This is a genomic window from Spirosoma knui (assembly GCF_054780635.1).
The window spans coordinates 511407-532091 of record NZ_BAAGVY010000001.1 but is presented as its reverse complement, the minus strand read 5'-3'; the positions used below and the strand labels follow the sequence as shown (position 1 = coordinate 532091).

The following is a 20685-nucleotide window of genomic DNA, read 5'->3' as shown; positions in this document are numbered from 1 at the left end:
TATGCAGTTACTACCCCAACATGTTTCGCTCAGAAAAACACCCCTCATGCAGTCAGTCTCATACTAGAGCTAAACGCGAAAAACTTCGTTCGCTAGCCTGGTCGGTTTAACCAGGACAGAGTTCGAAATCTTTCGCGTTTGTGAACTGTTGATGTTACGCTTACCAGGCCGTTGGCAGGAACGTACTAACATTGGTATCGCCCTTCTGGAACCGCACAATCAGGTTCGGCTTGCCATTGCTGCCGGTCGTGACTTCGTAGTAATACGTCTGCGCGGTAAGCTCCGACCGGTTCATCTTCCGATCGATATTATTGCGCGGAAAGCACGAATAGAAGCCCCGGTAGCTTCCTTCGGTGGGTGTGGTGGTGAACGAACCTTCGGCTTCGTTGAAATCTACCCGACCTTTTTCGTAGGAGAAGGTCTCTGTTTTACAGTTCGAATAATCGCGGGTAGAGGCTACGAAGTACTTTTCATACGTACCGTTCGCCTTAAAATTAAAGACAACGGCCAACTCGAACGGTTTTCCCTGATACGTACCATTATACGACCAGAAGTCGGCCATGGCAAAGGAGCCATACATCCATTTTCCTACTGCTTCGGATATGATATAGCCACCAGGCACTACGTCTGCTTCTTTTTTGCAGCTTACACTGAACGTAGCAACAAACAGCAGCGCGAATACAGGCGTGCCCAACCAGAACTTTTTCATGCGTCTAAACAAGGACGATACGTCGTCGCGTTTTTGTTGTTTACGGCACAAAGTTGTCGGGTCACCTGCCCCTGCTCAATAACGGATTCGTTGAAACGGGAAAAGCCGCCCATGAAGCGGCACCAAAAAGTAGTTCATCTGATCACCATGCAACCATTACAAGCAGATATTCATCTACTGTCTAAAAACAGACGTACTGTTTGATCAACGCTAAATGCCACTATGATGAACCGGTTTATTCCTTACCTACTTATTACCGTTCTTTTTAGCTCGTGTTCTTATACCAAAAATTGGCAGGGCACTTCTACACCGCAACGTACGCAAGCGGATTTTAACGAGCTGACGGGTAAACAGGTATTTACGCTCCACGTACCGAGTAACAACATCTACCTGGCCTATCAATTTAGCGAACCCAGTGGCCACTTAGAAGCGACGCTAAAATCTTCTTCTGAGCTATTGTTCGATAAACCCATTAAAACCGCTAAGGCTGGCTCTACCCATTTACTGAATCAGAAAGGAACGGAGTACGCCGTCTCTCTAAAAGGTCGTCGTGCTTCTGGAAAATTTGATGTTAAATTTGTTTCTGCTCCCCAGTAGACGAGTTCGATTTGCAAAATAGTTTCAATTCAGGCAATAGAACTCAGGCGCAGAACCTCGCCAGTTAACCGCTGTATACCCCTTTTATCCGTTTATTCCCTGAGATGTTCGGGGGATCGCTAGCTTTGATGATAAACCAACTAAGCTATGACGTCACTACTCGCTTCCTGCTCCTACGATCAACTTACTTTAGAACAACTGTCCGATGATCAACTCCTGGTTAAGCGGACCAAAAACCGGCAACTAGGAGTCTTTATGCTATCACTGCTGGTGCTGGTTGTGAGTATGGCTTTTGTGCTTGAATCCTATTTAGTAGCCATTACCAGCTGGGCCATGATTCCGGCTCTGGAAGAGTATAGCAAAAAGCGTAAAGCGATCAACAGCCAACTGCAGAAACGGAACCTGGCCTGATCGAAAGTCGATACAACGCAAAAAAGAGCCCGGATGGAATGTATGTGTCCATCCGGGCTCTTTTTACTGACTTTTGCTGACGCTAGGCCAATACCTTACGGCACATGTCTACGCACTTCTTGACTTCGGCAACGGCGTTTGAACCCTGCGGAATCTGATACTCCAGTTCAACCGTGGCCGGGAAGGTATATTTCTGCTCCCGCATCAGATTAAGGACGTCGGTTAACGGCGTATCGCCCTGCCCCCATGGGAGGTTACCCTTGCCGTGAGCCGGTGTCTGGCGGTCTTTGATGTGCATACTGGCAATGCGCGTGTGTTTTTGCCGAATCAAGCCCAGCGGATCGGGCTGGCCAGCGGCTACATAGTGTCCTAAATCGAAATTCATCGCGTTACCCGGTGACTGTGCCAGCGCCGTATCCCAGAAGGTAGGTGTCTGCTGCTCATGGCCGTGATAGCCCACACGCAACCCATGTTTCTGTGCCATTTGCCCGAGCTTGAGCGTATGTGCATCGTTGGCGGGGTGTTCGAGCGTAACTTGATTGGCTCCTAAGATTTTGGCAGCCCGCATTCCGTAATCAATATCAGCGTCGGTGTTCTGCATACCAAACGCATCGGGCTTAAATCCGTAGATCGTTACGCCCGCCTGGTTATACATCTTGCGCACCTGCTCAAACTTGGCCATGGGTGCCGAGAGCCGCCATTTGGCCACCTCAGCCCGGTAGGCTTTCATCTGTGCATCGGCTTCGGCCAGCGTTTTCTGTTCGTCTTCAGTAAGCGTCTGGTTCTCGCGTCGCTTCCGCATCAGCGGGAACAGCGACCGCATATCGACGGTGTTTTTCGGTGCCCCCGCGAACGATTCGGCGGGGCCGCCCATCAACTCAATGGCACTAATGCCGCTATCCAGGACGTATTGCAAAGTCGCTTCGGCACTCTGGTCGGGCATATCGCGGAACGAATACGTAATAACGCCAATCTGCACACCGTTGATCAGCGAGTTAGGTTTGTTCAGGTTCCGGATAATGGCGGGGGCGCCAAACAGCTTGTTCGTACCGGCTATCGCAGTGGCTGCCATCACGGCCGATGCGCCCAGAAATTGACGGCGGGTTTGTTGGTCTTTCATGTTTATAGTTGTTAGGGAGTAAGTATTGGCGTTGGTATGTAGCTAGCCTTCAAGTGACTAGCTACGTACCAATGACGCGATTAATTCTGAGCGAACACTTTCAACTGCCGCATCGACCAGGGTATAGCGTCGTTGCCGCCGGCTAAGCTTTCGTTCAGCCGTATCTTCATAAACCGCGATTTAGGCGCATTGACCGAGACGACGTTGTCACCCTCGCTCCCTTTTACGTCGGCCATCACCTCCTGCCAGTGCTGTCCATCCGGCGACACTTCAATGGTGTAGGCACGCGGATAGGCCTGAATATAAGGTGGGAGTACATTGGGCGCGTTCGGATCACGTCGCCAGCCGGGCCTGATCGTTTGCGGAGCGGTAAAATGCAGCTCGGCCACTTTCACCTCCTGCGGAAACTCAATCTGGTACCACATGCCTTTTTCCTGTCGGCCACCGGTTGACCAGCCTTCGTAGGTAAAGGCGCTCGCCGGAGACGCGTTGCCACCGATACGGGTGGAGCTGGTGTGGCTGGCCGTTACCTTCAGGGTTTGCGGCTGTAACTCAAACGGCGTTAACTTAGCCAGTTGGGCGTATTGATACGGTCCTTTCTGGCTAGCCGTTTTCTCGCGGATTTTTGCCACCTGCTGCGCCGAAACCAGCGATGCGTCGTTCGACAATCCATTCCGGATGTAAGACAGCACATCGGCTACCCACTCATCGGACTGTTCTTTCATGCTGGCCATCAGGCCACCGGCGTACGTCTTTCCTTCGATTGAGCCTTCCAGCCCGTGCAGAATGACACGAATGGCATACTCGGGGTGCGACTGGATGTGCTGCGACCCTGCCAGGGCAGGCGCCAGCAGCCGACCATCGCCCGCCGGCGTACCCATACCGTTATTACCGTGACACTGTGAGCATAACTCATTATAAATTAACGCGCCACGCTCAATCATCGCTTTCTGATTAGCCGCCAGTTCAGGAGCGCCGAATGGTCCCATGTTACGGGGCTTAGGAGGGGTCAGAATCTGTTCGCCAACCAGCTTAACGCCCGCAGCCTTGTTGCTGGCCATCGCCGATTTGATACCCGTTTCCATATCGGGCAGTTTCAAAAATTTAGCCGAAAGCATAGCCTGAATCTGTACGTCCGTATCCGAATCAGCTAATGCACGACTGAAGTCTGCCTCCAGCGTTTTGTCGCCGGTTTTGTAGAGCGTTTCGCCCGCCCGAAGAGCCTGTATGCGGATACGGGGATTGCCATCCTTCAACAGCTTCTGTACGACATCCGCTTTCAAAGCGCCCAGCCCTTCGAGCGTCCACAGGGCGTGCGTGCGGGCTAGTGGATTTTGATTGGTGAGCGCCATAGCGGTCAGTTGCGGTACTACCGATAGATCTTTACGCTGCACCAGCACTTGCTGAGCCGCATCGCGCCACCAGCCGTTGGGATGTTCCAGCTGCTTTACCAAAGCGGCTGCTTTATCGCTGTACATCGTTGGCCGAACTTTATTCCGTTCCTTACCTTCGTAGGTAATGCGCCAGATGCGGCCCAACCCCACGACCTTATCTAACTGATACTGTTCGATTTTGGTCCGCAGGTACGTTCCTTTTTGTGTCCACTGTCCTTCCTGAATGATGCCGTGGTACATATCGGTGATGTACAGGGTACCATCAGGAGCCGTCGTCATGTCGACGGGTCGGAACAGCGGATCGGTCGAGCGCAGAAACTCCGACTGCTTATCCTGGTAGACGTTATGCAGTGTCGTGAGTCCTTCGGTTACAACGGGGTTGATCTGACGAACAATGCGAGCTACGGGCTCACCGTAAAAATACTGACCTTTCAGTTCGGCGGGTAAGCGATCTCCCCGGTACACGTCGTTCCCAGCGGAACCGGTTACGCGTTTGAGGGACCCATCGGGTTGGCGAACTTCATCCATCCCGCCTTGCATATCGGCGAGTTTGACGGCAGCACCCCACGGTACGTCGAAGCCCTGCGCAAACTCGTTCGGTACGTCAAAATTGCCGTAGTGAATCGGAAACTGGAAATACGATGGCAAGCCGCTGGCTCCACCCTGGAACCATAATTTCCCGTTATCGTCGTGAGTAACGCCCCACTGCGCCCGGTTAAAGCCGGTTTTTTCCCGAATGACCCCATTGGGCGTTTCCCGAACCCGGAACGCATTGACGGTGCTGTACAGCCAGTTGTCCATACCCCAGTACATGAATGCCTGCTGGTGCTCTACATTGCCCGACCGACCGTATTTATTGGTAAAAAACTCTTTTTTATCGGCCTTACCGTCGCCATTGGTGTCGGTGTATTTATAGACGTTGTCGGCATCCGACTCCATCGTCAGGATGCAATCTTTACCGTAAGGCAGCACAAAGCGCGGAAAAACCAGGTTATCGACAAAGGTCGTTCCGGTTTCGTAGACGCCGTCGTTGTTTTTATCCTCCCAGCGTGAAATCCGGCTGGTTGGCATCAACTCGTTTTTCGAATCGGCGTCCAGCATGTAGGTCCTCAGTTCCAGCACGTACATCCGGCCGTTTCCATCGAAGGAGATAGCGGCTGGCTGCTGGATCGCGGGCTCGGTCAGAATGGGCTCGATTTTGTAGCCTGGCGGCAGCAGAAATTGCTTGGCTTCCTCCGCTGGCGACAGGGGCTGCACAGGCGCTTTAGGCTCCAGATCAATGCCTTTCCAATCGGGATCGTCGGGATTGGCATTTTCGGGTAGTTTAACCCTAGGAAGAGTATCAGCCGCAAAAAAATGCTGTTGCAGCCGAATTTGTTGGATTGGGTTCGAGCCAATAAACGACGACAGCGCTCCTGCGCCAAGAGCGACTGCCAGACCGGTGGTACGTAAAGATTTCAGCATACTATCAAAACCTGAAAAAGCCGATTTATACTGATCTAAATCATATTGATTCGCCGTAAAGCACAATAAATATTTACTCTGACCCGGCTGCCTCCGACGCTGGCCACGGACGTATCGTTTTGAAAGTTTAACGGGTCAGTACGCAGCGGCTCAGGGACGCTCGACAATGAGCGGCAACGTAACCACAAATTGCCCGTCGCTTTCCCGAATGATGGGGGCAGGCTGGTTCAGCATCCGGTATTTAGCAAAAATATTGGTCAGGCCAATGCCGTTGGACGCAACCCGTACGGTCTTGCGCTGCAGGTTATTGCGGACCTGTAACTGAGACTGTCCGTTAGTAGAGATGGCAATGCACAGGGGCTGCTCAGGTAGAACGATGTTGTGCTTCACCGCATTCTCGACCAGCAGTTGCAGCGTCAGCGGAGGCAGTTGATACGTCTGAAGCCGGTCGTCTACCGCAATCGCCAGCCTCAACCCGTCGCCGTGTCGGGTTTTGAGCAGGTGAAAATACGAGTGAATAAAATCGAGTTCGGTACCCAGATCGGTCAGATGCTGATCGTTGGAACGTAGCAGATAGCGGTATACGGTGCTTAACTCATCCAGAAATACGCGGGCCTGCGCCGGGTCGTCTTCAATCAGCGAGTCGAGTACGTTCAGGCTGTTGAACAGAAAATGCGGATTAACCTGCTGCTTAAGGGCATCGAGCTGACTTTGCAGACTAACCGTTCGCAGCTTTTCCTGCTCATGTTCGGCTTCTTTCAGCCGTTTCTGGTACTTCCGTGTGCGCTGAATAAAGAACAGCACTTCGTAAATACTCTGAAAGAAAATAAAGACCAGTGCCGACTGCAACAGATCGAACCCGTACAGATTGAGCGAAAACGTATAGTTGTTGATGGTAATACTGGCGGTGGCGGACCGAAAATTGGCCAGCGAACCGTAGCGAAGAAAATACCAAAGCACCTGCGTCCCCTGCATAATCAGCGAAGAGACCAGACTACCCGTCAGAAACGTGAGCAGCAACCGCTTGACCGTATCCTGCCTATTGAAATACTTCTGCCGAAAAAACAGAATCAAGAATCGGATGAAGTGCCAGGTGATGGTGATTGACCCCAGCAGGATAGCCATTCGGATCAGTTGGCCAGATGACCATGGCGGGTCCAGCAGACCGCTGGTGAGCAGGCTGAGCAGCCACAGTCCACCAATACCAATAATACGTATCCAACGATCGTTCAGCGTTGCCAAGGTGAGCCGGTTCATATCTATCAGTAAATATAGCCAGCAACGGCCAAACCTGTGTATCCAGCTGAATCTGAGCTGATTTCCGTTTGCCCTTCGTAGACGATCCGCCCAACAAACTGAAACGTAACGAACATTGGCAGTTCTATTTAGCCGGGTCGCATACAGGATTTCCTTTATCAAATACAATCCGCCAAATATTGGGGGCTTCCAGCCGCCAGATAGACGAAAAGGTGCCGACGATTTTACCCTTTGCATCGCGGACCGGGCCAGTGCTCAGAGCGAGTTTACCCGATTCCAGCACTTCTACCTGCTCGGGCTCCCACGAAAACGGCGCTTCAGCCGACTCGTAAAACGGTTTCCATGACTGCGCGACCTCATTTTTTCCGTGGAGGGGTTTGGGGCCGGAAAAGAAAACGGCCTCTTCGGACAGGAACGTACTGAATGCCGCGTGATTCCGGTCGGCCATGGTTTTCGCAAACGCCCGCTCGGTATCGGCAACTTGCCGTTTTAAATCGGACTGCGATAGACTTTGCGCACTGGTTTGCCCGGCAAGCATTAGAAACAGACCGAATAGCACCCCAACGAGTAAGTTTGTCTTCATATAAAAAAGGTTTTGTGTGTAATGACCCGCTAACGTGAAGCTCAAAAACTGCGGTTAGCGGTGGAATTTAAGGGTCAAACCTGCCCATTACGGGTCAACCAAACTACTGTTTAAGGTTCAACGCACACTTCTATTGGCTGAGTCGAGCATTTACCGCTACGAAGTGTATTTCTGCCCCCGTAGGTACCGAGTATATTCGTACCGAGTACATTCATACCGAGAAAAGAAATAGAAGGGGCACTTTTCAGCGCGTACGCTACGTAGTCACTATCTGTCAACTAAGCAGCGCTAGGCTGACTGCTATGTCTTTCAAAGTTCTCCTGTTGCCCTTTGTTTTCAGCGTACCCCTACCCGGTAAAGCGCAGCCGTCCAAACGCCCGACTTCGGCTGTCCGCTACTTGGCAAATCGGGCTCCGCTACGTCCGAATCCATACATCCAGTTACCTTAAGTGCTATTGAACCGCAAGGCTGGTTGGCCGAAATGCGGATCTGGCAAAAGAACGGTGCTACGGGTAAGCTGAATAAGCGCTATACAATAGTCATGAATCAGCGGAATGGATGGCTCGGTGGCGATCAGTGGGAACGTGGCCCTTACTGATTAATGGCCTCTTACCACTTGCCTATATGTTGAACAAACAGGAGCCGATTGCCAGAAACAAATCCCGGGTTGAGTAGGCCTTGAACAGCCAACAGCCAGATGGCTACTTCGGTCCATTTAACGACTATGGTCCTGAGTCGGGCATACAACGTAACACTATTCATGAGAATATCAGGATATTTTTTACTGTTCATGCATGTCCCTCAGGAGGTTAAAAATAGTACGTATATAGATAGCAAGTCTGTTTCAACCACTAAGGCAGTGTACCTTTGCCTATTCGTCGCCCCTAACCTGACAATTAGCGTAGATCGTCTCTAATGTTTGTCGCAGTTGTTCAATGGCGGGCTCCGATAATCCCTGTAGGGCTGCGCTGCGGTACCCGGCGACAATAGGGGCCGCTGAATCGAGCAACGCCTGTCCCTGATCGGTGATGGTTCGGTCGATCCGCCGACGGTCGTGGGGGCTAACGCGTTGCGTAAGTAATTCTTTTTTGACCAACAGATCGATAATACGGGCCACCGATGCCTGATCTTTGAATACCCGCTCGGCGATTTCGGTCTGACCCAGCGCAGGCGACTCCCGGATTACGTTCAGAACGAGCCACTGATCAACGGTGATTCCCAGAGCTGCCTGGTCAAGATGGCTTTGGGCAAACTGGCGGTAGCGTTTGATCGTTTTTTCGAGTACGTAAAAGATGACGGTATCCAGCATAGGCCGCACAGAACGAATTTAGGATTGCAAGTATATCCAAACCTCCCCGAATCCTACCGTTCATCCCCAAAATAGTTCGTTCACCCTCCTTTTTGCGCAATTCAGTCAGAAGCCCCGTCTTTGGTTAAATGATATATCATACGTTTGTCTCATCAACCGCTTAGTTATCCATTTACCTATGAAATCAGCGCTTTATCTGAACGGCTTTTCGGCATTTTTTATCTCACTCAATGTGCTGTCGGTCAGCCCCGATAGCCGGGCTCAATCACCCGCTCAGTTAAAAGGCAGCGTACAGACCGAGTCCGGATTGGCCGTTGAGTTCGCCACCGTTACGCTCAACCGGGCGAGTGATTCCGTTGTTGTCAAGGCCGAATTTACCGATGCGGAAGGTACGTATTCGTTCGCCCTTCCGCCTGCCGGACGCTACTTTGTGGCCGCTTCGCAGGTTGGGTTTGCCCGGGCGAAAACGGCTCCTGTTACGGTCACAACCGAAGGGCAGCGTCTGCCCGCCCTGGTACTCCGCCCGAACCAGAACACAACCCTCAACGAAGTGAAGGTGGTGGCTCAGAAACCCTTGTACGAACGGATGACCGATCGCACGGTGGTGAACGTAGAAGGCAGTGCACTGGCCGCGGGCAATACCTCCCTCGACGTACTGGCCCGTTCGCCGGGCGTTACCGTCGACAACAACGACAACCTGGCGCTGCGGGGTCGGCAAAACGTACTGGTCCTGATCGACGGCAAACGGCAGCCCATGACGGGCAGCGAACTGGCCGATTATCTCCGGGCCTTACCCGCCGACCAGTTGAAAAGCATTGAGCTAATTACGAACCCACCCGCGAAATATGACGCCCAGGGCACTGCCGGTATCATCGCCATTAACCTCCGCAAAGACCAGCGGCTCGGCACCAACGGCACTCTACAGGCCAGTTACGGACGTAGTCAGTATGATAAATACACCGCCGGCATTACGCTGAATAATCGGAAGAAGGGGCTCAACCTGTTCGGCTCGTATAACTACGCCAACCGCGACGGCCTCGCCCTGCTCGACATTCACCGGGACTTCTACGCGGTCGGTCCGAATCGGCAACAAACGCTGACCGGCAGCAGCGATCAGGTTAACCGGGGCGTCATGAGCTTTCAGTCGCACTCGGCCCGGGCCGGTTTTGATTACACTCTCTCGAAGCGAACCGTGCTGGGAGCCGTTGGCAGCATCCTGGAGAACCGCTCGCCCAGCCAGATCGGCCAGAATCAAACGACCCTGTATGACGCCAGTGGTCGGATAACCGACGTATACAACGCCCAGACCAACCGCACGTTTGTTTCTCCGAATGGCTCCGTTAATCTGAACTTCAAACACAATTTCGCGGACTCGACGAACAGTCCCGAATTAACGGCCGACATTGACTATGCTCGCTACCGTACCAGCCGCCTGCAGGAGCTTCGCACGGCCTTCAGCCTGTCGGAGCGGACTAATCTGCTCAATGGTGATCAGCAGGGTGACCTGAGTATTATGTCGGCCAAAGCCGATTACACCCGTCCGCTCGCCAACCGAAGCCGGTTAGAAGCCGGGGTTAAAGCCAGCCACATCGCTTCGGATAATGACGTCGTGTTTCGGTTAACGGAAGGTTCGCTTACGACCATTGACCCTACCCGCACGAATCGGTTCCGCTACAACGAAACGATTCTGGCGGCCTATGGAAACTGGAGCCGGTCGTTCGCCAAAACAACGCTCCAACTTGGGCTCCGCGCCGAGCAAACTATGGCCGAAGGACGACAGGCGGTCGGCGACAGCAGTTTTACCCGCCAGTATGCGCAGTTGTTCCCGAGTGCGGCCATTAAGCGGACGCTGAGCAAAAACCATGACCTCAGCCTTACCCTCAGCCGCCGAATCAACCGGCCTTCCTACGGACAGTTGAACCCGTTCCGCATTATTATCGACCCAACTACGTCTGGTTCAGGCAATCCCAACCTTCGCCCGGAAACGAGTTACAATCTGGAGTTAACGCATACATTTAAAGGCACCTTCAGCACGGGCCTGAGTTATAGCCGCACCAGCTTACCCATGATTGGGGTTGTGCAGCCCGAAACGGATTCGACCGTGCTGTCGACCAGCGTAAACCTCGACCGGCAGGATTATTTCGCTTTGACCATTACGGCCCCCGTTCAACCCGCCAAATGGTGGCAGATGTACAACAACGCCGTGTTTTATTACAGCCATTTTGTAGGCAATCTGGCCGGAACGGCCCTGAATAAAGGGCGCCCGGCCTTCAATTTGAGCAGTAACCATACATTCACGCTTGGCAATGGCTGGTCGGCCGAACTGAACGGCAGCTTCCAGTCGGGTGAGCAATACGGTTTCCTGCGCGTCCAGCCGAATGGCCAGCTAACGGCGGGCGTACAAAAAAACCTCTGGGAACGGAAAGGTACCCTGCGCCTGAACGTAGCAGACGTGTTCTACACCCAGACAGTGCGGGCCGTGTCGGCCTACGACAATTACGTGGAGCGGTTCTACCAACGGCGCGACTCACGCGTAGCCACCCTATCGTTCTCGTACCGGTTTGGTAACGATAAAGTAGCGCCAACCCGCCGACGCAACGGGGGCGCTGAAGACGAGAAACGCCGGGCTGGCGGAGCTTAAGCACCCAACTTACCTGATACGTATAGACCGGAACGGACGGCTTTATTACGAGGGGTTTCAGAAAGTGAGTTGCTAACTGACAACTCACTTTCTGAAACCCCTCAACGTATTCAAGGGTACTTACAACTGCTTTTCGCAAAGCGATTAATTCCGCTTACTTTAACCCATCATCGGTGCCCCAACGACTCAGTCTATATAGTTGTCAAGTCAGCCTGTTCATCCGACGAGTCGAGCAGCCCATTATTGGCGACGCGGCCGCCGTCAGCTTGTTTTGTATCGACAAGGTCATCGATTAACTGCCTGAGCAGCAAACAACACAGTACGTATCAACCTGACTAATAACCTATTTTCACACCTCACCGATGAAACTCGTAAACAGCCTTCGCATTCGCCTTGTTGGCGTGGCCGTGATTGCCACGCTCCGCTTCGGGCTAATGAGTGCCGAGATCTGGCAGGGGGTCATGCCACTCGTGCTGGTGATCGACAACACGCTGGTGGCTGCGCTGCTCATCTGGGAGTCGAGCCGGGCGGTGGTCATCTACACGCATCGGCGGTACCCGCTCAGTGCGTTGTCAGGCTGGCGGTTCGGTCGGGAAGCGCTGGTGCTGCTGCTAGTCATTGGCGTTGTGTACGGTATACGGGCGATCATCTACGAACTTTACTTCAGTACGGAACCGACGTCAGTTTTCATGCACGTATTCGGCTTGTTCTATACGTATCTGTACGGGGCGCTTACGGCAGCTTTCTATGAACTGTTGATGTATATGGAAGCCTGGCAAAAAGCCAACCAGGAGGCTGAGCAATTTAAAAAGGCTAACCTGCTCAGCCAGCTCGATTCGTTGAAAAACCAGGTAAAGCCGCATTTTCTGTTCAACAGCCTGAACACACTCACGGCCCTGGTCGAGAAAGATCAGGCGCAGGCCGTAAAGTTTATCGCCGAGCTCTCGAAGGTATACCGGTACCTGCTGCAAAGCAACGAGCACAAACTGATTTCACTGGCGGGCGAACTGCAATTCACCCAGGCGTATTTCTTTCTGCTTCAAACCCGGTTCGGGCAGGGCATTTCGATGACGGTCAACAACGTAGCACCGTTCGAGAACTACCTCATTCCGCCCCTGACGTTGCAGATACTGCTGGAAAATGCGGTCAAGCACAACCAGGTGTCGGTAAATAAACCTCTGAACGTGTGCATCACGGTAGAGGCCGGTCAGTGGCTCTCGGTCACCAACAACGTTCAGCAGAAGCGGGTCAGCGTCCCCACAACCGGGATGGGGCTGACCAATATTGCCGCGAAATACAAACTTTTAAATCAGCCTGAGGTGCAGATATTGTCCGACCCCGCGCATTTCACCGTGAAAGTTCCACTAATTCACCCTTCCGCCGAATGAATCTATTCATCATTGAAGACGAAATTGTTGCCGCCGACCGGATTAAAGAACTGGTGCAGCAAACGGTGCCCGACGCCCGCATTGTCGGCTGGGCCGACAGCATCGAAACCAGCGTGCAGTTCCTTCGAAACACCACGGCAAGCCCCGATCAGCCGGACCTGATCCTGATGGACATTGAGTTGGTAGACGGGCAGAGCTTTGAAATTTTTCAGGAAGTAGAGGTTCCCTGTCCGGTCATCTTCACGACCGCTTACGACGAATACGCCCTGCAAGCCTTCAAAGTGCACAGCATCGACTACCTGCTCAAACCGATTCAGCGCGAAGAGCTGCAAAACAGCCTGATCAAGTTTCGGCAGCTCAGCGACCGCTACAAACCAACTGTGCCGACCTTTAACGTAAACGCCCTGATCGAAGAACTCCGGCAGTCAACGGCTCCCGTAGCGGCTGCGCCCCGCGAGCACTTTCTGGTCCGACAAGGCCAGCGACTCATCTCGTTGGCCGTCAACGAAGTGGCTTATTTCTATACCGAGGACCGGGTTACGTTCCTGAAAACACACGATGGGCGCTATTATCCCGTCGATCAGACGCTGGACGAAGTTGAGCAGCAGATTGATGAGCGTCAGTTTTTTCGGGCGAGTCGTCAGTACCTCGTAGCCCGTCCGGCTGTCAGTACGGTATATGTGCACTTAAACGGCAAGTTGAAACTTACCCTTAAACCCGCCACCACCGAGATGCTGTTCGTGAGCCGCGACCGCGCTCCGGAGTTCAAAAAATGGCTGGGTGGCTGATCCTGTATTTCCTTTCTCTTTTTATAACCAATCAACCAACAATTACAATGAACACAAGAACATTGGGCGTACTGGCACTGGCAGGCGCACCAGGTATGGCACTGGGCCTCTGGATCGAACAACAGTACAAACCCCTGGCCGACTCGTGGTTTACCGGCGTCTGGGGAATTATTTACATCACCGCCTGGATGTGCAGCATGATCGCGCTGCGCCGTCTGAAGATAGCCGGTTCTAGTCGCTTCGGACAGGGGCTGGTCAATCTCATGCTGGGTACGTTAACCATTGCCAACGTATCGAACGTCTGGCAGTTTGTAGCGCCGACTAACAAATCATGGGTATTCTGGTCGCTGGATATGTTCTGGCCCTTAAGCAACGTCTTGATGCTGGTGTATGGCATTGTGGTGATTACGGCGAACCGCGTAACGGGCTGGAAACGCCTTGCACCACTGTTCTGCGGTCTGTGGTTCCCAACGGCCATGGCGACGCGGCTTCTGCCAACCAGTGAATACACTGGCCTATTCGTCCTTCTGCATTCAACGGTGGCCTGGGGACTGTTAGCCTTCCTCGTGCTAACAGCAAGTCCAGTTCAAGAACGGGCAGCGCAGGACGTAGTACCGGCCTGAACCGCCAAATCCGTAGATTCTTTAATCACTGACACTATCTCGGTTTCACGGGCTTCCTGCTACGTATCGCACAAACGAAAAACAATTCACTACAACGGCCAGATGCTCAGGGCATCCGGCCGTTGTGTAACAAAGAATCACCAACCGCTTATACAATATTGGTCCGCATCGTAGTAATCCCGGCCATCGATCTGCTTTATTTGGGCAAACCGCACCCAATACAACCCACAGATGCGTAACCCGGACTTAGAATCGCTGTTGAATACCATTGATGAATTACCGTTTGTCGATCAGGCTACTTATTTTGAGAATGACCAGATCGTTGCCATTACGCTTACGGCCAGTCTAGCCCGGCTTTTACCCGTATCGAAGGCAGTGTTGACCATTCCTCTGGACGATCTTTCAGTAACTGCCGTCTACACGGCCTACAAAGAGCATGTAATTGACCATCTGCAACAGGCGCTGGATCACGCCAAAGAATTTTCCCGGCCTATTTCACCCGTCCATTAACCGGCCGGTTCAGTTAGGCAGGTACACGCTAAACGTAGCGCCCTGACCAGGCTGGCTGCTGGCGGTAATGGCCCCTCCGTGGTTAGTAGCCACTTTCTCGCAAACGGCCAGGCCAATGCCCGTGCCTGCGTATTGTCCTTTGCCGTGCAGCCGCTGGAACACCTGAAAGATGCGGTCCAGGTACTTCTCGTCAAAGCCAATGCCATTGTCGATCACGTCAATACGTGTATATAGCGCGGCCGCCCGTGTCGGCTTAACATGGGAGGGCAGGGCGGAGACTGCTACCACCTGAGTGGTGATGCGAATGATCGGGGCTACATCCGGCCGACGAAATTTGATGGCGTTCGACAGCAGGTTCTGAAACAGCTGCCCCAGTTGAGAAGCGTCGCCCGGCACCGTCGGCAGCGATTCAATGTGGATTACGGTACCGGTCTCCTGAATGGTTAGTTCCAGATCGGCCAGTACGGCGTTGACGACCAGATCCAGCGCAACCCGGGTGTCAACCTCCTGCCCCGTTGAGATCCGGGAGAAGTTCAGCAGGTCACGTATCAGCATGGACATACGACTGGCCGCCGTCTGCATCCGCTCCAGATACGGTGTACCTTCGTCCAACTGGTGACCATAGCGCGTTTGGAGCAGATCGCCGAACTGCTGGATCTTGCGCAAAGGCTCCTGTAGGTCGTGACTGGCGATGTAGGCAAACTGCTCCAGATTATGGTTGGACCGCACTAGTAACACATTGGCTTCCCGCAGTTCTTCGTTGGTGGCAGCAAGCTCCTGCGTACGCTGCTGCACCTGCGCGTCCAGCTCGGTTGATAAGCTTCGGAGACGGATTTCGCTTTCTTCCAGCTTCTGCCTGGCCAGCATCAGATCCGTTACGTCGGCTGCGGTGTTCATCACCCCATATATCCGTCCGTCGGCATCGTAGAGAGGAGTGAAACTGTATTTGAAGTAATATGGCTGTAAAACACCGTCGGTTACCAGATCAACCCGCTGGTTATGCGCGTGGAACGGAATACCGGTCATATATACCTGGTCGAGCTGAGTGTAAATATGCTGACTGGCCAGTTCGGGCAATACGTCGGCATACCGCTTTCCAATCACATCGTTTCCTTTTCCCCATACGTCGATGATAGACTGGTTGGCGAGTTGAATGACCATTTCCTTCCCGACGTACACCCCAATCGGGAAAGGCGCACTTTCGACCAGGCTGCGTAGTTTGGCTTCGCTGGCTTCTATTTCTTTCCGGCTGAGCACCTGCGCCGTTACGTCTGTTGCCACCACCAGCACCCCCGAAACGTGCTGGTCTGCTTCGCGCCAGGGCTGATACGTTAAATCGACATAAATAGTCTCGGGACCTTTCTTCCGAATAATATTAACGGCTACTTCATTGGCGGTATACGCGGTTCCGGTGTCGATAACCTGCCGGAGTAACTGGTCAAATCCCTGGCCACTCAACTCCGGTAAGGCATCCAGCAACGTTTTTCCAATCAATTGATCGGAAGAGCGGCCCACCAGCTCGCCATAAAAGGGATTGGCCATCTGGAAACGAAGGTCTGGCCCGGTGATAATCGCAATCGCAGCCGGCGACTGTTCAAATGAACTCAGCAGTTCCCGATGCACTTTTTCCATCTGCTGCTGCCCAACCACCCGTTCGGTCACGTCAACCGCCGTATTCAAAATGCCGTAGATGTCTCCACTCGAATTACGTATCGGCTTACAGGAAAAATCGAAATAATGCGTGGACCATTTCCCATCAATGCATAGAGTAGCTGGGGCAGCTTTGCCTTCGTAAGTATCACCACTACCAAAGACGTTATCCAGTATTGCAGAGAATCCTTGCTCCTCCAGTTCGGGTACCACCTCCCGGAAGGGCTTACCCAGCACCGATGCATCTTTGCCCCAAAACTGGAGCAGTGCTGTGTTGGCGACTTCAACATGGTGGGTTGCGCCAACGAACAGCCCCATAGCTACCGGGGCTTCCAGCACCAGGCTTCGCAGGCGCTGTTCAGACGTCGGGAGGCTATCTGCAGTCGTTACGTTGCCGGTAATTTCCAGTGCTGTCACCAGCACTCCACTGATCTGATTCGTATCTCCGTAAACCGGATTATACGTAAAGGTCCAACACGGATCATCTGAACCACTATGCCTTAAGGGAACCAGCGGACTTCTGTCAGAAACGGATTCGCCAGTTTCCATAACGCGCGCAAGGAGCGGCTCAATACGTTCCCAGGTCTCGGGCCAAACTGCAGCTCCTCGCTGACCGACCGCCGGGTGTTCACCAGCCCCGTCGAAACCGGATTGAAACGCATCGTTATAAAAACACAGGAATTCTTCCCCCCAAAACAGCGCCATGGGAGAAGCTGCGTGCAGCAACACACCCAACGTGGTACGCAAGCCTGGCGGCCAGTGGTCGGGTGATCCCACTGAGGTTTTCGACCAGTCGTAGGTACGAGTAAGTTCGCCGAGTTTTCCTCCGCCTTGTAAGAAAGCGTGCTTATGAATAGGTGCTGTGTTCAAATTACCTGTAGATCGTCTAATCTTTACTCGTCCCTGTTTTTACGCCAACAACTTCGTAAAGACAGGCAGCGTCCGGCCAGTAATAAATGAGAATCGCGTTTAGTTTGCATCATAACGCAGGCCGACGCTCTATCTACAACACGAATAAGCATACGGGTTGTTTATGAAAAGCAGTGGGGTTGTTTATGAATGCTTTTTAGAAAACGAATCTGACTCGAAGATCGTACGCTTCCCGTGGCCAGTTATTCCTCCGAACCCACCCATTACCAACCGGACCTGGTTACTAGCGATTCGATCGGTTACGTTTGTCTGTTCTCAACCTGTTATAGTATGTTATTAGCTCTGTATAGTTTGTCGGCACTGGCAATGCTTATCAGCGGAGGAGGTCTGTTCATTGGCACATACGGCTCGCGCTTCGAAGGTGGTGCGGGCTATGCAGGCTCGTTTGCCTTCCTGGTCGGGGCACTTTTCTCGTTGGCTGTAGCCATTCTGCTCTACAAGCACTGGAACACGCTCGCGCTTTGGCCCCGTCTGGTCGGTATTATCGGCTGCTTGCCCCTATTGACCGTATTTATCATCCTGCTCTACGTACTAACCTTTGACGCATAGCACCTGAGTAACCCGGCCTAAGGCTAGGTCAGTATGCCTTGTTTGCGATACTGCGCGGGCGACATACCGATTTCGCGCCGGAACAGCTTCATAAAATAGGTGAGGTTATTGAAGCCACAATCCTGACTGATATCGGCCAGACAGCGATTGGTAGTACGTAACAACTTGGAGGCTAAACTAATCCGCTGCTGATTGATGTAATCAACGGGCGTCATGCCAAACGTTTGCTTGAAGGTGCGGTAAAAACTCGGCTCGCTCATGCAGGCTTCGTCAGCCAATTCCCGAATCGGCAGAAGCCGGCTCAAGTTCCGGTTGATGTACTGGGCTACGTGCGCCAGCCGGTTTACATTAGCCAGCGCAGTTTCGGGGCTAAGCAGGAACGTACGGGCCTGTGTCTGCATCAGCCGAACCACTAATTCCTGAATAACCAGATTGGCAAAAACCTCTTTCGCCTGGTTGTTCTCGGTAAAGATGTAAATCAGTCGGGCAACCAGCTGATGGATGGGCTCATCGTTGGTTAAGAAAAAGTTATGCTGGCCGAACTGCCAGCCCTGTGCATTGTCGATGAGGGGAGCCCGATCGTTGAGCAGATCTGTTACCTGGCGTACTTTATCGGGCGCAATGGCCAGGGCCAGGCATTGGGTCGGGTTCTGGTGCTGCGCTTCGGGAAAATCAATCCGCATGGTTTCCTGGCTGGGTACAATCACCGACTCACCCGGCAGAAAATCGAAAGAAGGTGTACCGGGCAGGTGCATCACTTTTTTCCCTCGGATCATACTCGCCAGCACCGGACTCGTAAACGTCAGTTCTACCTTTTCGGCTACGTGCTGCGTTTCGTAAATGGTCAGTTCGGCGGTATCGATAGTGTAAGCCGTCCGGTTTTCGACTTCCTGTTCCAAACGTCGGGTTTGAAGATGCCGGGAGATGTCTAGCTGGGTTGTGGGTACACGTTTCATGCGGGAAGGGAAGAATGGTAGCCATCTGTCAATTCTAGTAAAATGAACAGACAGGAAACGGCAAACTATACATTTTCAACGAGTAGTTTATTTGTAATGTTATAAAAATTGTTGGTTTTATAAAAGTACTGACGTGATTAATAGCACAGTTTAATTTGAGCCATTTTGATAGGATTGTGTAATCAGTCGATACAATCGCTCAACTCTTTATTGAACGATTCAGACAAACTTTGTGACAAATCTAATTCCTAACGTAATTACTGTCACATGGAAGTCTTAGAAGCACCCAGCAAAATTTTGCCCCGGCCGCAGTTTAAAACTCAGTATGAAAACTACATTGGCGGTAAGTGGGTAGCCCCCGTCGATGGCGAATACTTCAACAATACGTCACCGGTTGACGATAGCCTGATTGCCCGTGTGCCCCGCTCCAAAGCGGCTGATATAGAGTTGGCGCTGGATGCAGCGCACAAAGCGTTTGCGAGCTGGTCGCGTACATCGGCCACCGAACGGAGTAATATGCTCCTGAAAATTGCAGACCGGATCGAGCAGAATCTGGAGTTTCTGGCTCGTGTCGAAACGGTTGAAAATGGAAAGGCGGTACGTGAAACGATGGCCGCTGACCTTCCCCTCTGCGTCGACCATTTCCGCTACTTTGCCGGTGTGATCCGCGCCGAAGAAGGGGCTGTTTCGGAACTGGACGCCGACACCGTCTCCATGATTATCAAGGAGCCTATCGGGGTTGTCGGGCAGATTATTCCCTGGAACTTCCCGCTGCTGATGGCGACCTGGAAGCTAGCCCCGGCGCTGGCGGCAGGCTGCTGCGTGGTGATGAAACCCGCCGAGCAGACGCCCACATCGATTCTGGTGCTGATGGAACTGCTCGAAGGCCTGATTCCGCCGGGCGTGATCAATATCGTCAACGGCTTCGGACCCGAAGCTGGAAAACCCCTGGCTCAATCCAAACGCGTAGCTAAGGTGGCCTTTACGGGTGAGACAACGACGGGGCGGCTGATTATGCAGTATGCCTCGGAAAACCTGATCCCGGTAACGATGGAGCTGGGGGGTAAGTCGCCTAATATCTTCATGGATTCGGTAGCGGATGCCGACGACGAGTTCTTCGATAAGTGCGTGGAAGGTGCGGTCATGTTTGCCCTCAACCAGGGCGAAGTATGCACCTGTCCGTCACGGATGCTGGTGCATGAACGTATGTATGACCGATTCATGGAACGGGTCATTCAGCGTACCGAAGCCATTAAACTAGGTCACCCGCTGGACCCTAACACGATGATGGGTGCCCAGGCCAGCAACGACCAGTACGAGAAAATTCTGTCGTATATTGACATTGGCAAACAGGAAGGAGCCGAAGTGCTCACCGGTGGTGGACCGGCTGGACTGGTTGGCAATGGGCTGGAAACGGGCTATTACATCAAACCAACCATCTTCAAAGGCAACAACAAGATGCGGGTGTTCCAGGAAGAGATTTTTGGCCCGGTTGTTTCGGTAACGACCTTTAAAGACGCCAACGAAGCGCTGGAAATCGCCAATGATACGTTATACGGCCTCGGCGCTGGCTTCTGGTCGCGCGATGCCCATGAACTGTACCAGATTCCGCGTCAGATTCAGGCGGGTCGTGTGTGGGTTAACTGTTACCACCAGTATCCGGCCCACGCGCCCTTCGGCGGTTACAAGAAGTCGGGCTTTGGTCGGGAGAACCACCACATGATGCTCAACCACTATCGCCAGACGAAAAACCTGCTGATCTCCTATAGCAAAAGCAAACTAGGTTTCTTTTAACGAATGAGGGAA

Annotated in this window: 19 protein-coding genes; 11 read left to right on the top strand and 8 right to left on the bottom strand. The window is 52.8% G+C overall.

The features are described from left to right. Window positions 1–160: 160 nt before the first annotated feature. A complete protein-coding gene (locus ACYVIY_RS02170) occupies window positions 161–709 on the bottom strand; it encodes a hypothetical protein (RefSeq protein WP_460974612.1) in 549 nt (182 codons plus the stop codon). A gap of 222 nt (window positions 710–931) precedes the next feature. Between ACYVIY_RS02170 and ACYVIY_RS02165 the strand changes: the two genes are divergently transcribed. Both ACYVIY_RS02165 and ACYVIY_RS02160 read left to right on the top strand, forming a co-directional pair. Continuing rightward, complete coding sequence (locus ACYVIY_RS02165; RefSeq protein ID WP_460974611.1) at window positions 932–1306, top strand: hypothetical protein; 375 nt, start codon at window positions 932–934, stop codon at window positions 1304–1306. Between the two features lie 147 nt (window positions 1307–1453). Then, the gene (locus ACYVIY_RS02160; protein ID WP_460974610.1) at window positions 1454–1717 is read left to right on the top strand and encodes a hypothetical protein; all 264 of its coding nucleotides are present in this window, start codon (window positions 1454–1456) and stop codon (window positions 1715–1717) included. Between the two features lie 82 nt (window positions 1718–1799). On the opposite strand, the gene ACYVIY_RS02155 is transcribed toward ACYVIY_RS02160, so the two are convergent. From ACYVIY_RS02155 to ACYVIY_RS02140, 4 genes are all read right to left on the bottom strand, one after another. Beyond that, window positions 1800–2837, bottom strand: coding sequence for a sugar phosphate isomerase/epimerase family protein (locus ACYVIY_RS02155; protein ID WP_460974609.1), 1038 nt, complete (start codon window positions 2835–2837; stop codon window positions 1800–1802). A gap of 80 nt (window positions 2838–2917) precedes the next feature. Continuing rightward, a complete protein-coding gene (locus ACYVIY_RS02150) occupies window positions 2918–5695 on the bottom strand; it encodes a DUF7133 domain-containing protein (protein ID WP_460974608.1) in 2778 nt (925 codons plus the stop codon). A gap of 150 nt (window positions 5696–5845) precedes the next feature. Next, window positions 5846–6952, bottom strand: a complete 1107-nt coding sequence (locus ACYVIY_RS02145; RefSeq protein WP_460974607.1) for a sensor histidine kinase — start codon at window positions 6950–6952, stop codon at window positions 5846–5848. 124 nt (window positions 6953–7076) lie between these two features. Continuing rightward, window positions 7077–7535: a YybH family protein gene (locus ACYVIY_RS02140; RefSeq protein ID WP_460974606.1), complete on the bottom strand. Its 459-nt coding sequence runs from the start codon at window positions 7533–7535 to the stop codon at window positions 7077–7079. A 302-nt stretch (window positions 7536–7837) separates the two neighbouring features. Between ACYVIY_RS02140 and ACYVIY_RS02135 the strand changes: the two genes are divergently transcribed. Beyond that, on the top strand, window positions 7838–7984 hold the full coding sequence (locus ACYVIY_RS02135; RefSeq protein ID WP_460974605.1) for a hypothetical protein: 147 nt from the start codon (window positions 7838–7840) through the stop codon (window positions 7982–7984). Between the two features lie 422 nt (window positions 7985–8406). Here the strand turns inward: ACYVIY_RS02135 and ACYVIY_RS02130 are convergent, their stop codons facing one another. Continuing rightward, entirely contained in the window at window positions 8407–8844 is a 438-nt protein-coding gene (locus tag ACYVIY_RS02130; RefSeq protein WP_460974604.1) for a MarR family winged helix-turn-helix transcriptional regulator, read from the bottom strand. A gap of 178 nt (window positions 8845–9022) precedes the next feature. On the opposite strand from ACYVIY_RS02130, the gene ACYVIY_RS02125 reads away from it, so the two are divergent. The 6 genes from ACYVIY_RS02125 to ACYVIY_RS02100 all read left to right on the top strand — a co-directional run bounded on the left by ACYVIY_RS02125 (window position 9023) and on the right by ACYVIY_RS02100 (window position 14794). Continuing rightward, window positions 9023–11485 carry a TonB-dependent receptor domain-containing protein gene (locus ACYVIY_RS02125; protein ID WP_460974603.1) on the top strand — a complete coding sequence of 821 codons (2463 nt, stop codon included), beginning with the start codon at window positions 9023–9025 and terminating at the stop codon, window positions 11483–11485. A gap of 173 nt (window positions 11486–11658) precedes the next feature. Continuing rightward, window positions 11659–11781 carry a hypothetical protein gene (locus tag ACYVIY_RS02120; protein ID WP_460974602.1) on the top strand — a complete coding sequence of 41 codons (123 nt, stop codon included), beginning with the start codon at window positions 11659–11661 and terminating at the stop codon, window positions 11779–11781. Window positions 11782–11847: 66 nt separating this feature from the next. Continuing rightward, the gene (locus ACYVIY_RS02115) at window positions 11848–12873 is read left to right on the top strand and encodes a sensor histidine kinase (protein ID WP_460974600.1); all 1026 of its coding nucleotides are present in this window, start codon (window positions 11848–11850) and stop codon (window positions 12871–12873) included. Further along, window positions 12870–13661, top strand: a complete 792-nt coding sequence (locus ACYVIY_RS02110) for a LytR/AlgR family response regulator transcription factor (RefSeq protein ID WP_460974599.1) — start codon at window positions 12870–12872, stop codon at window positions 13659–13661. The genes ACYVIY_RS02115 and ACYVIY_RS02110 overlap by 4 nt, the downstream gene beginning before the upstream one ends. 47 nt (window positions 13662–13708) lie before the next feature. Next, a complete protein-coding gene (locus tag ACYVIY_RS02105; RefSeq protein WP_460974598.1) occupies window positions 13709–14284 on the top strand; it encodes a hypothetical protein in 576 nt (191 codons plus the stop codon). Window positions 14285–14515: 231 nt separating this feature from the next. Further along, window positions 14516–14794 (top strand): hypothetical protein, encoded by a 279-nt coding sequence (locus ACYVIY_RS02100; protein ID WP_460974597.1) that lies wholly within the window; start codon window positions 14516–14518, stop codon window positions 14792–14794. Window positions 14795–14803: 9 nt separating this feature from the next. Here the strand turns inward: ACYVIY_RS02100 and ACYVIY_RS02095 are convergent, their stop codons facing one another. Further along, entirely contained in the window at window positions 14804–17314 is a 2511-nt protein-coding gene (locus tag ACYVIY_RS02095) for a PAS domain-containing protein (protein WP_460974596.1), read from the bottom strand. Between the two features lie 330 nt (window positions 17315–17644). On the opposite strand from ACYVIY_RS02095, the gene ACYVIY_RS02090 reads away from it, so the two are divergent. Beyond that, window positions 17645–17923, top strand: a complete 279-nt coding sequence (locus ACYVIY_RS02090) for a hypothetical protein (protein WP_460974595.1) — start codon at window positions 17645–17647, stop codon at window positions 17921–17923. A gap of 23 nt (window positions 17924–17946) precedes the next feature. On the opposite strand, the gene ACYVIY_RS02085 is transcribed toward ACYVIY_RS02090, so the two are convergent. Beyond that, window positions 17947–18879, bottom strand: coding sequence for an AraC family transcriptional regulator (locus ACYVIY_RS02085; protein ID WP_460974594.1), 933 nt, complete (start codon window positions 18877–18879; stop codon window positions 17947–17949). A gap of 267 nt (window positions 18880–19146) precedes the next feature. On the opposite strand from ACYVIY_RS02085, the gene ACYVIY_RS02080 reads away from it, so the two are divergent. Next, the gene (locus ACYVIY_RS02080; protein ID WP_460974593.1) at window positions 19147–20673 is read left to right on the top strand and encodes an aldehyde dehydrogenase family protein; all 1527 of its coding nucleotides are present in this window, start codon (window positions 19147–19149) and stop codon (window positions 20671–20673) included. The last annotated feature ends 12 nt before the right edge of the window (window positions 20674–20685 follow it).

Excerpts from the sequence above, each read along its gene's own strand:
- ACYVIY_RS02170 (WP_460974612.1), bottom strand. The coding sequence starts at position 709 with ATGAAAAAGTTCTGGTTGGGCACGCCTGTATTCGCGCTGCTGTTTGTT.
- ACYVIY_RS02165 (WP_460974611.1), top strand. The coding sequence starts at position 932 with ATGATGAACCGGTTTATTCCTTACCTACTTATTACCGTTCTTTTTAGC.
- ACYVIY_RS02160 (WP_460974610.1), top strand. The coding sequence starts at position 1,454 with ATGACGTCACTACTCGCTTCCTGCTCCTACGATCAACTTACTTTAGAA.
- ACYVIY_RS02155 (WP_460974609.1), bottom strand. The coding sequence starts at position 2,837 with ATGAAAGACCAACAAACCCGCCGTCAATTTCTGGGCGCATCGGCCGTG.
- ACYVIY_RS02150 (WP_460974608.1), bottom strand. The coding sequence starts at position 5,695 with ATGCTGAAATCTTTACGTACCACCGGTCTGGCAGTCGCTCTTGGCGCA.
- ACYVIY_RS02145 (WP_460974607.1), bottom strand. The coding sequence starts at position 6,952 with ATGAACCGGCTCACCTTGGCAACGCTGAACGATCGTTGGATACGTATT.
- ACYVIY_RS02140 (WP_460974606.1), bottom strand. The coding sequence starts at position 7,535 with ATGAAGACAAACTTACTCGTTGGGGTGCTATTCGGTCTGTTTCTAATG.
- ACYVIY_RS02135 (WP_460974605.1), top strand. The coding sequence starts at position 7,838 with ATGTCTTTCAAAGTTCTCCTGTTGCCCTTTGTTTTCAGCGTACCCCTA.
- ACYVIY_RS02130 (WP_460974604.1), bottom strand. The coding sequence starts at position 8,844 with ATGCTGGATACCGTCATCTTTTACGTACTCGAAAAAACGATCAAACGC.
- ACYVIY_RS02125 (WP_460974603.1), top strand. The coding sequence starts at position 9,023 with ATGAAATCAGCGCTTTATCTGAACGGCTTTTCGGCATTTTTTATCTCA.
- ACYVIY_RS02115 (WP_460974600.1), top strand. The coding sequence starts at position 11,848 with ATGAAACTCGTAAACAGCCTTCGCATTCGCCTTGTTGGCGTGGCCGTG.
- ACYVIY_RS02110 (WP_460974599.1), top strand. The coding sequence starts at position 12,870 with ATGAATCTATTCATCATTGAAGACGAAATTGTTGCCGCCGACCGGATT.
- ACYVIY_RS02105 (WP_460974598.1), top strand. The coding sequence starts at position 13,709 with ATGAACACAAGAACATTGGGCGTACTGGCACTGGCAGGCGCACCAGGT.
- ACYVIY_RS02100 (WP_460974597.1), top strand. The coding sequence starts at position 14,516 with ATGCGTAACCCGGACTTAGAATCGCTGTTGAATACCATTGATGAATTA.
- ACYVIY_RS02090 (WP_460974595.1), top strand. The coding sequence starts at position 17,645 with ATGTTATTAGCTCTGTATAGTTTGTCGGCACTGGCAATGCTTATCAGC.
- ACYVIY_RS02085 (WP_460974594.1), bottom strand. The coding sequence starts at position 18,879 with ATGAAACGTGTACCCACAACCCAGCTAGACATCTCCCGGCATCTTCAA.
- ACYVIY_RS02080 (WP_460974593.1), top strand. The coding sequence starts at position 19,147 with ATGGAAGTCTTAGAAGCACCCAGCAAAATTTTGCCCCGGCCGCAGTTT.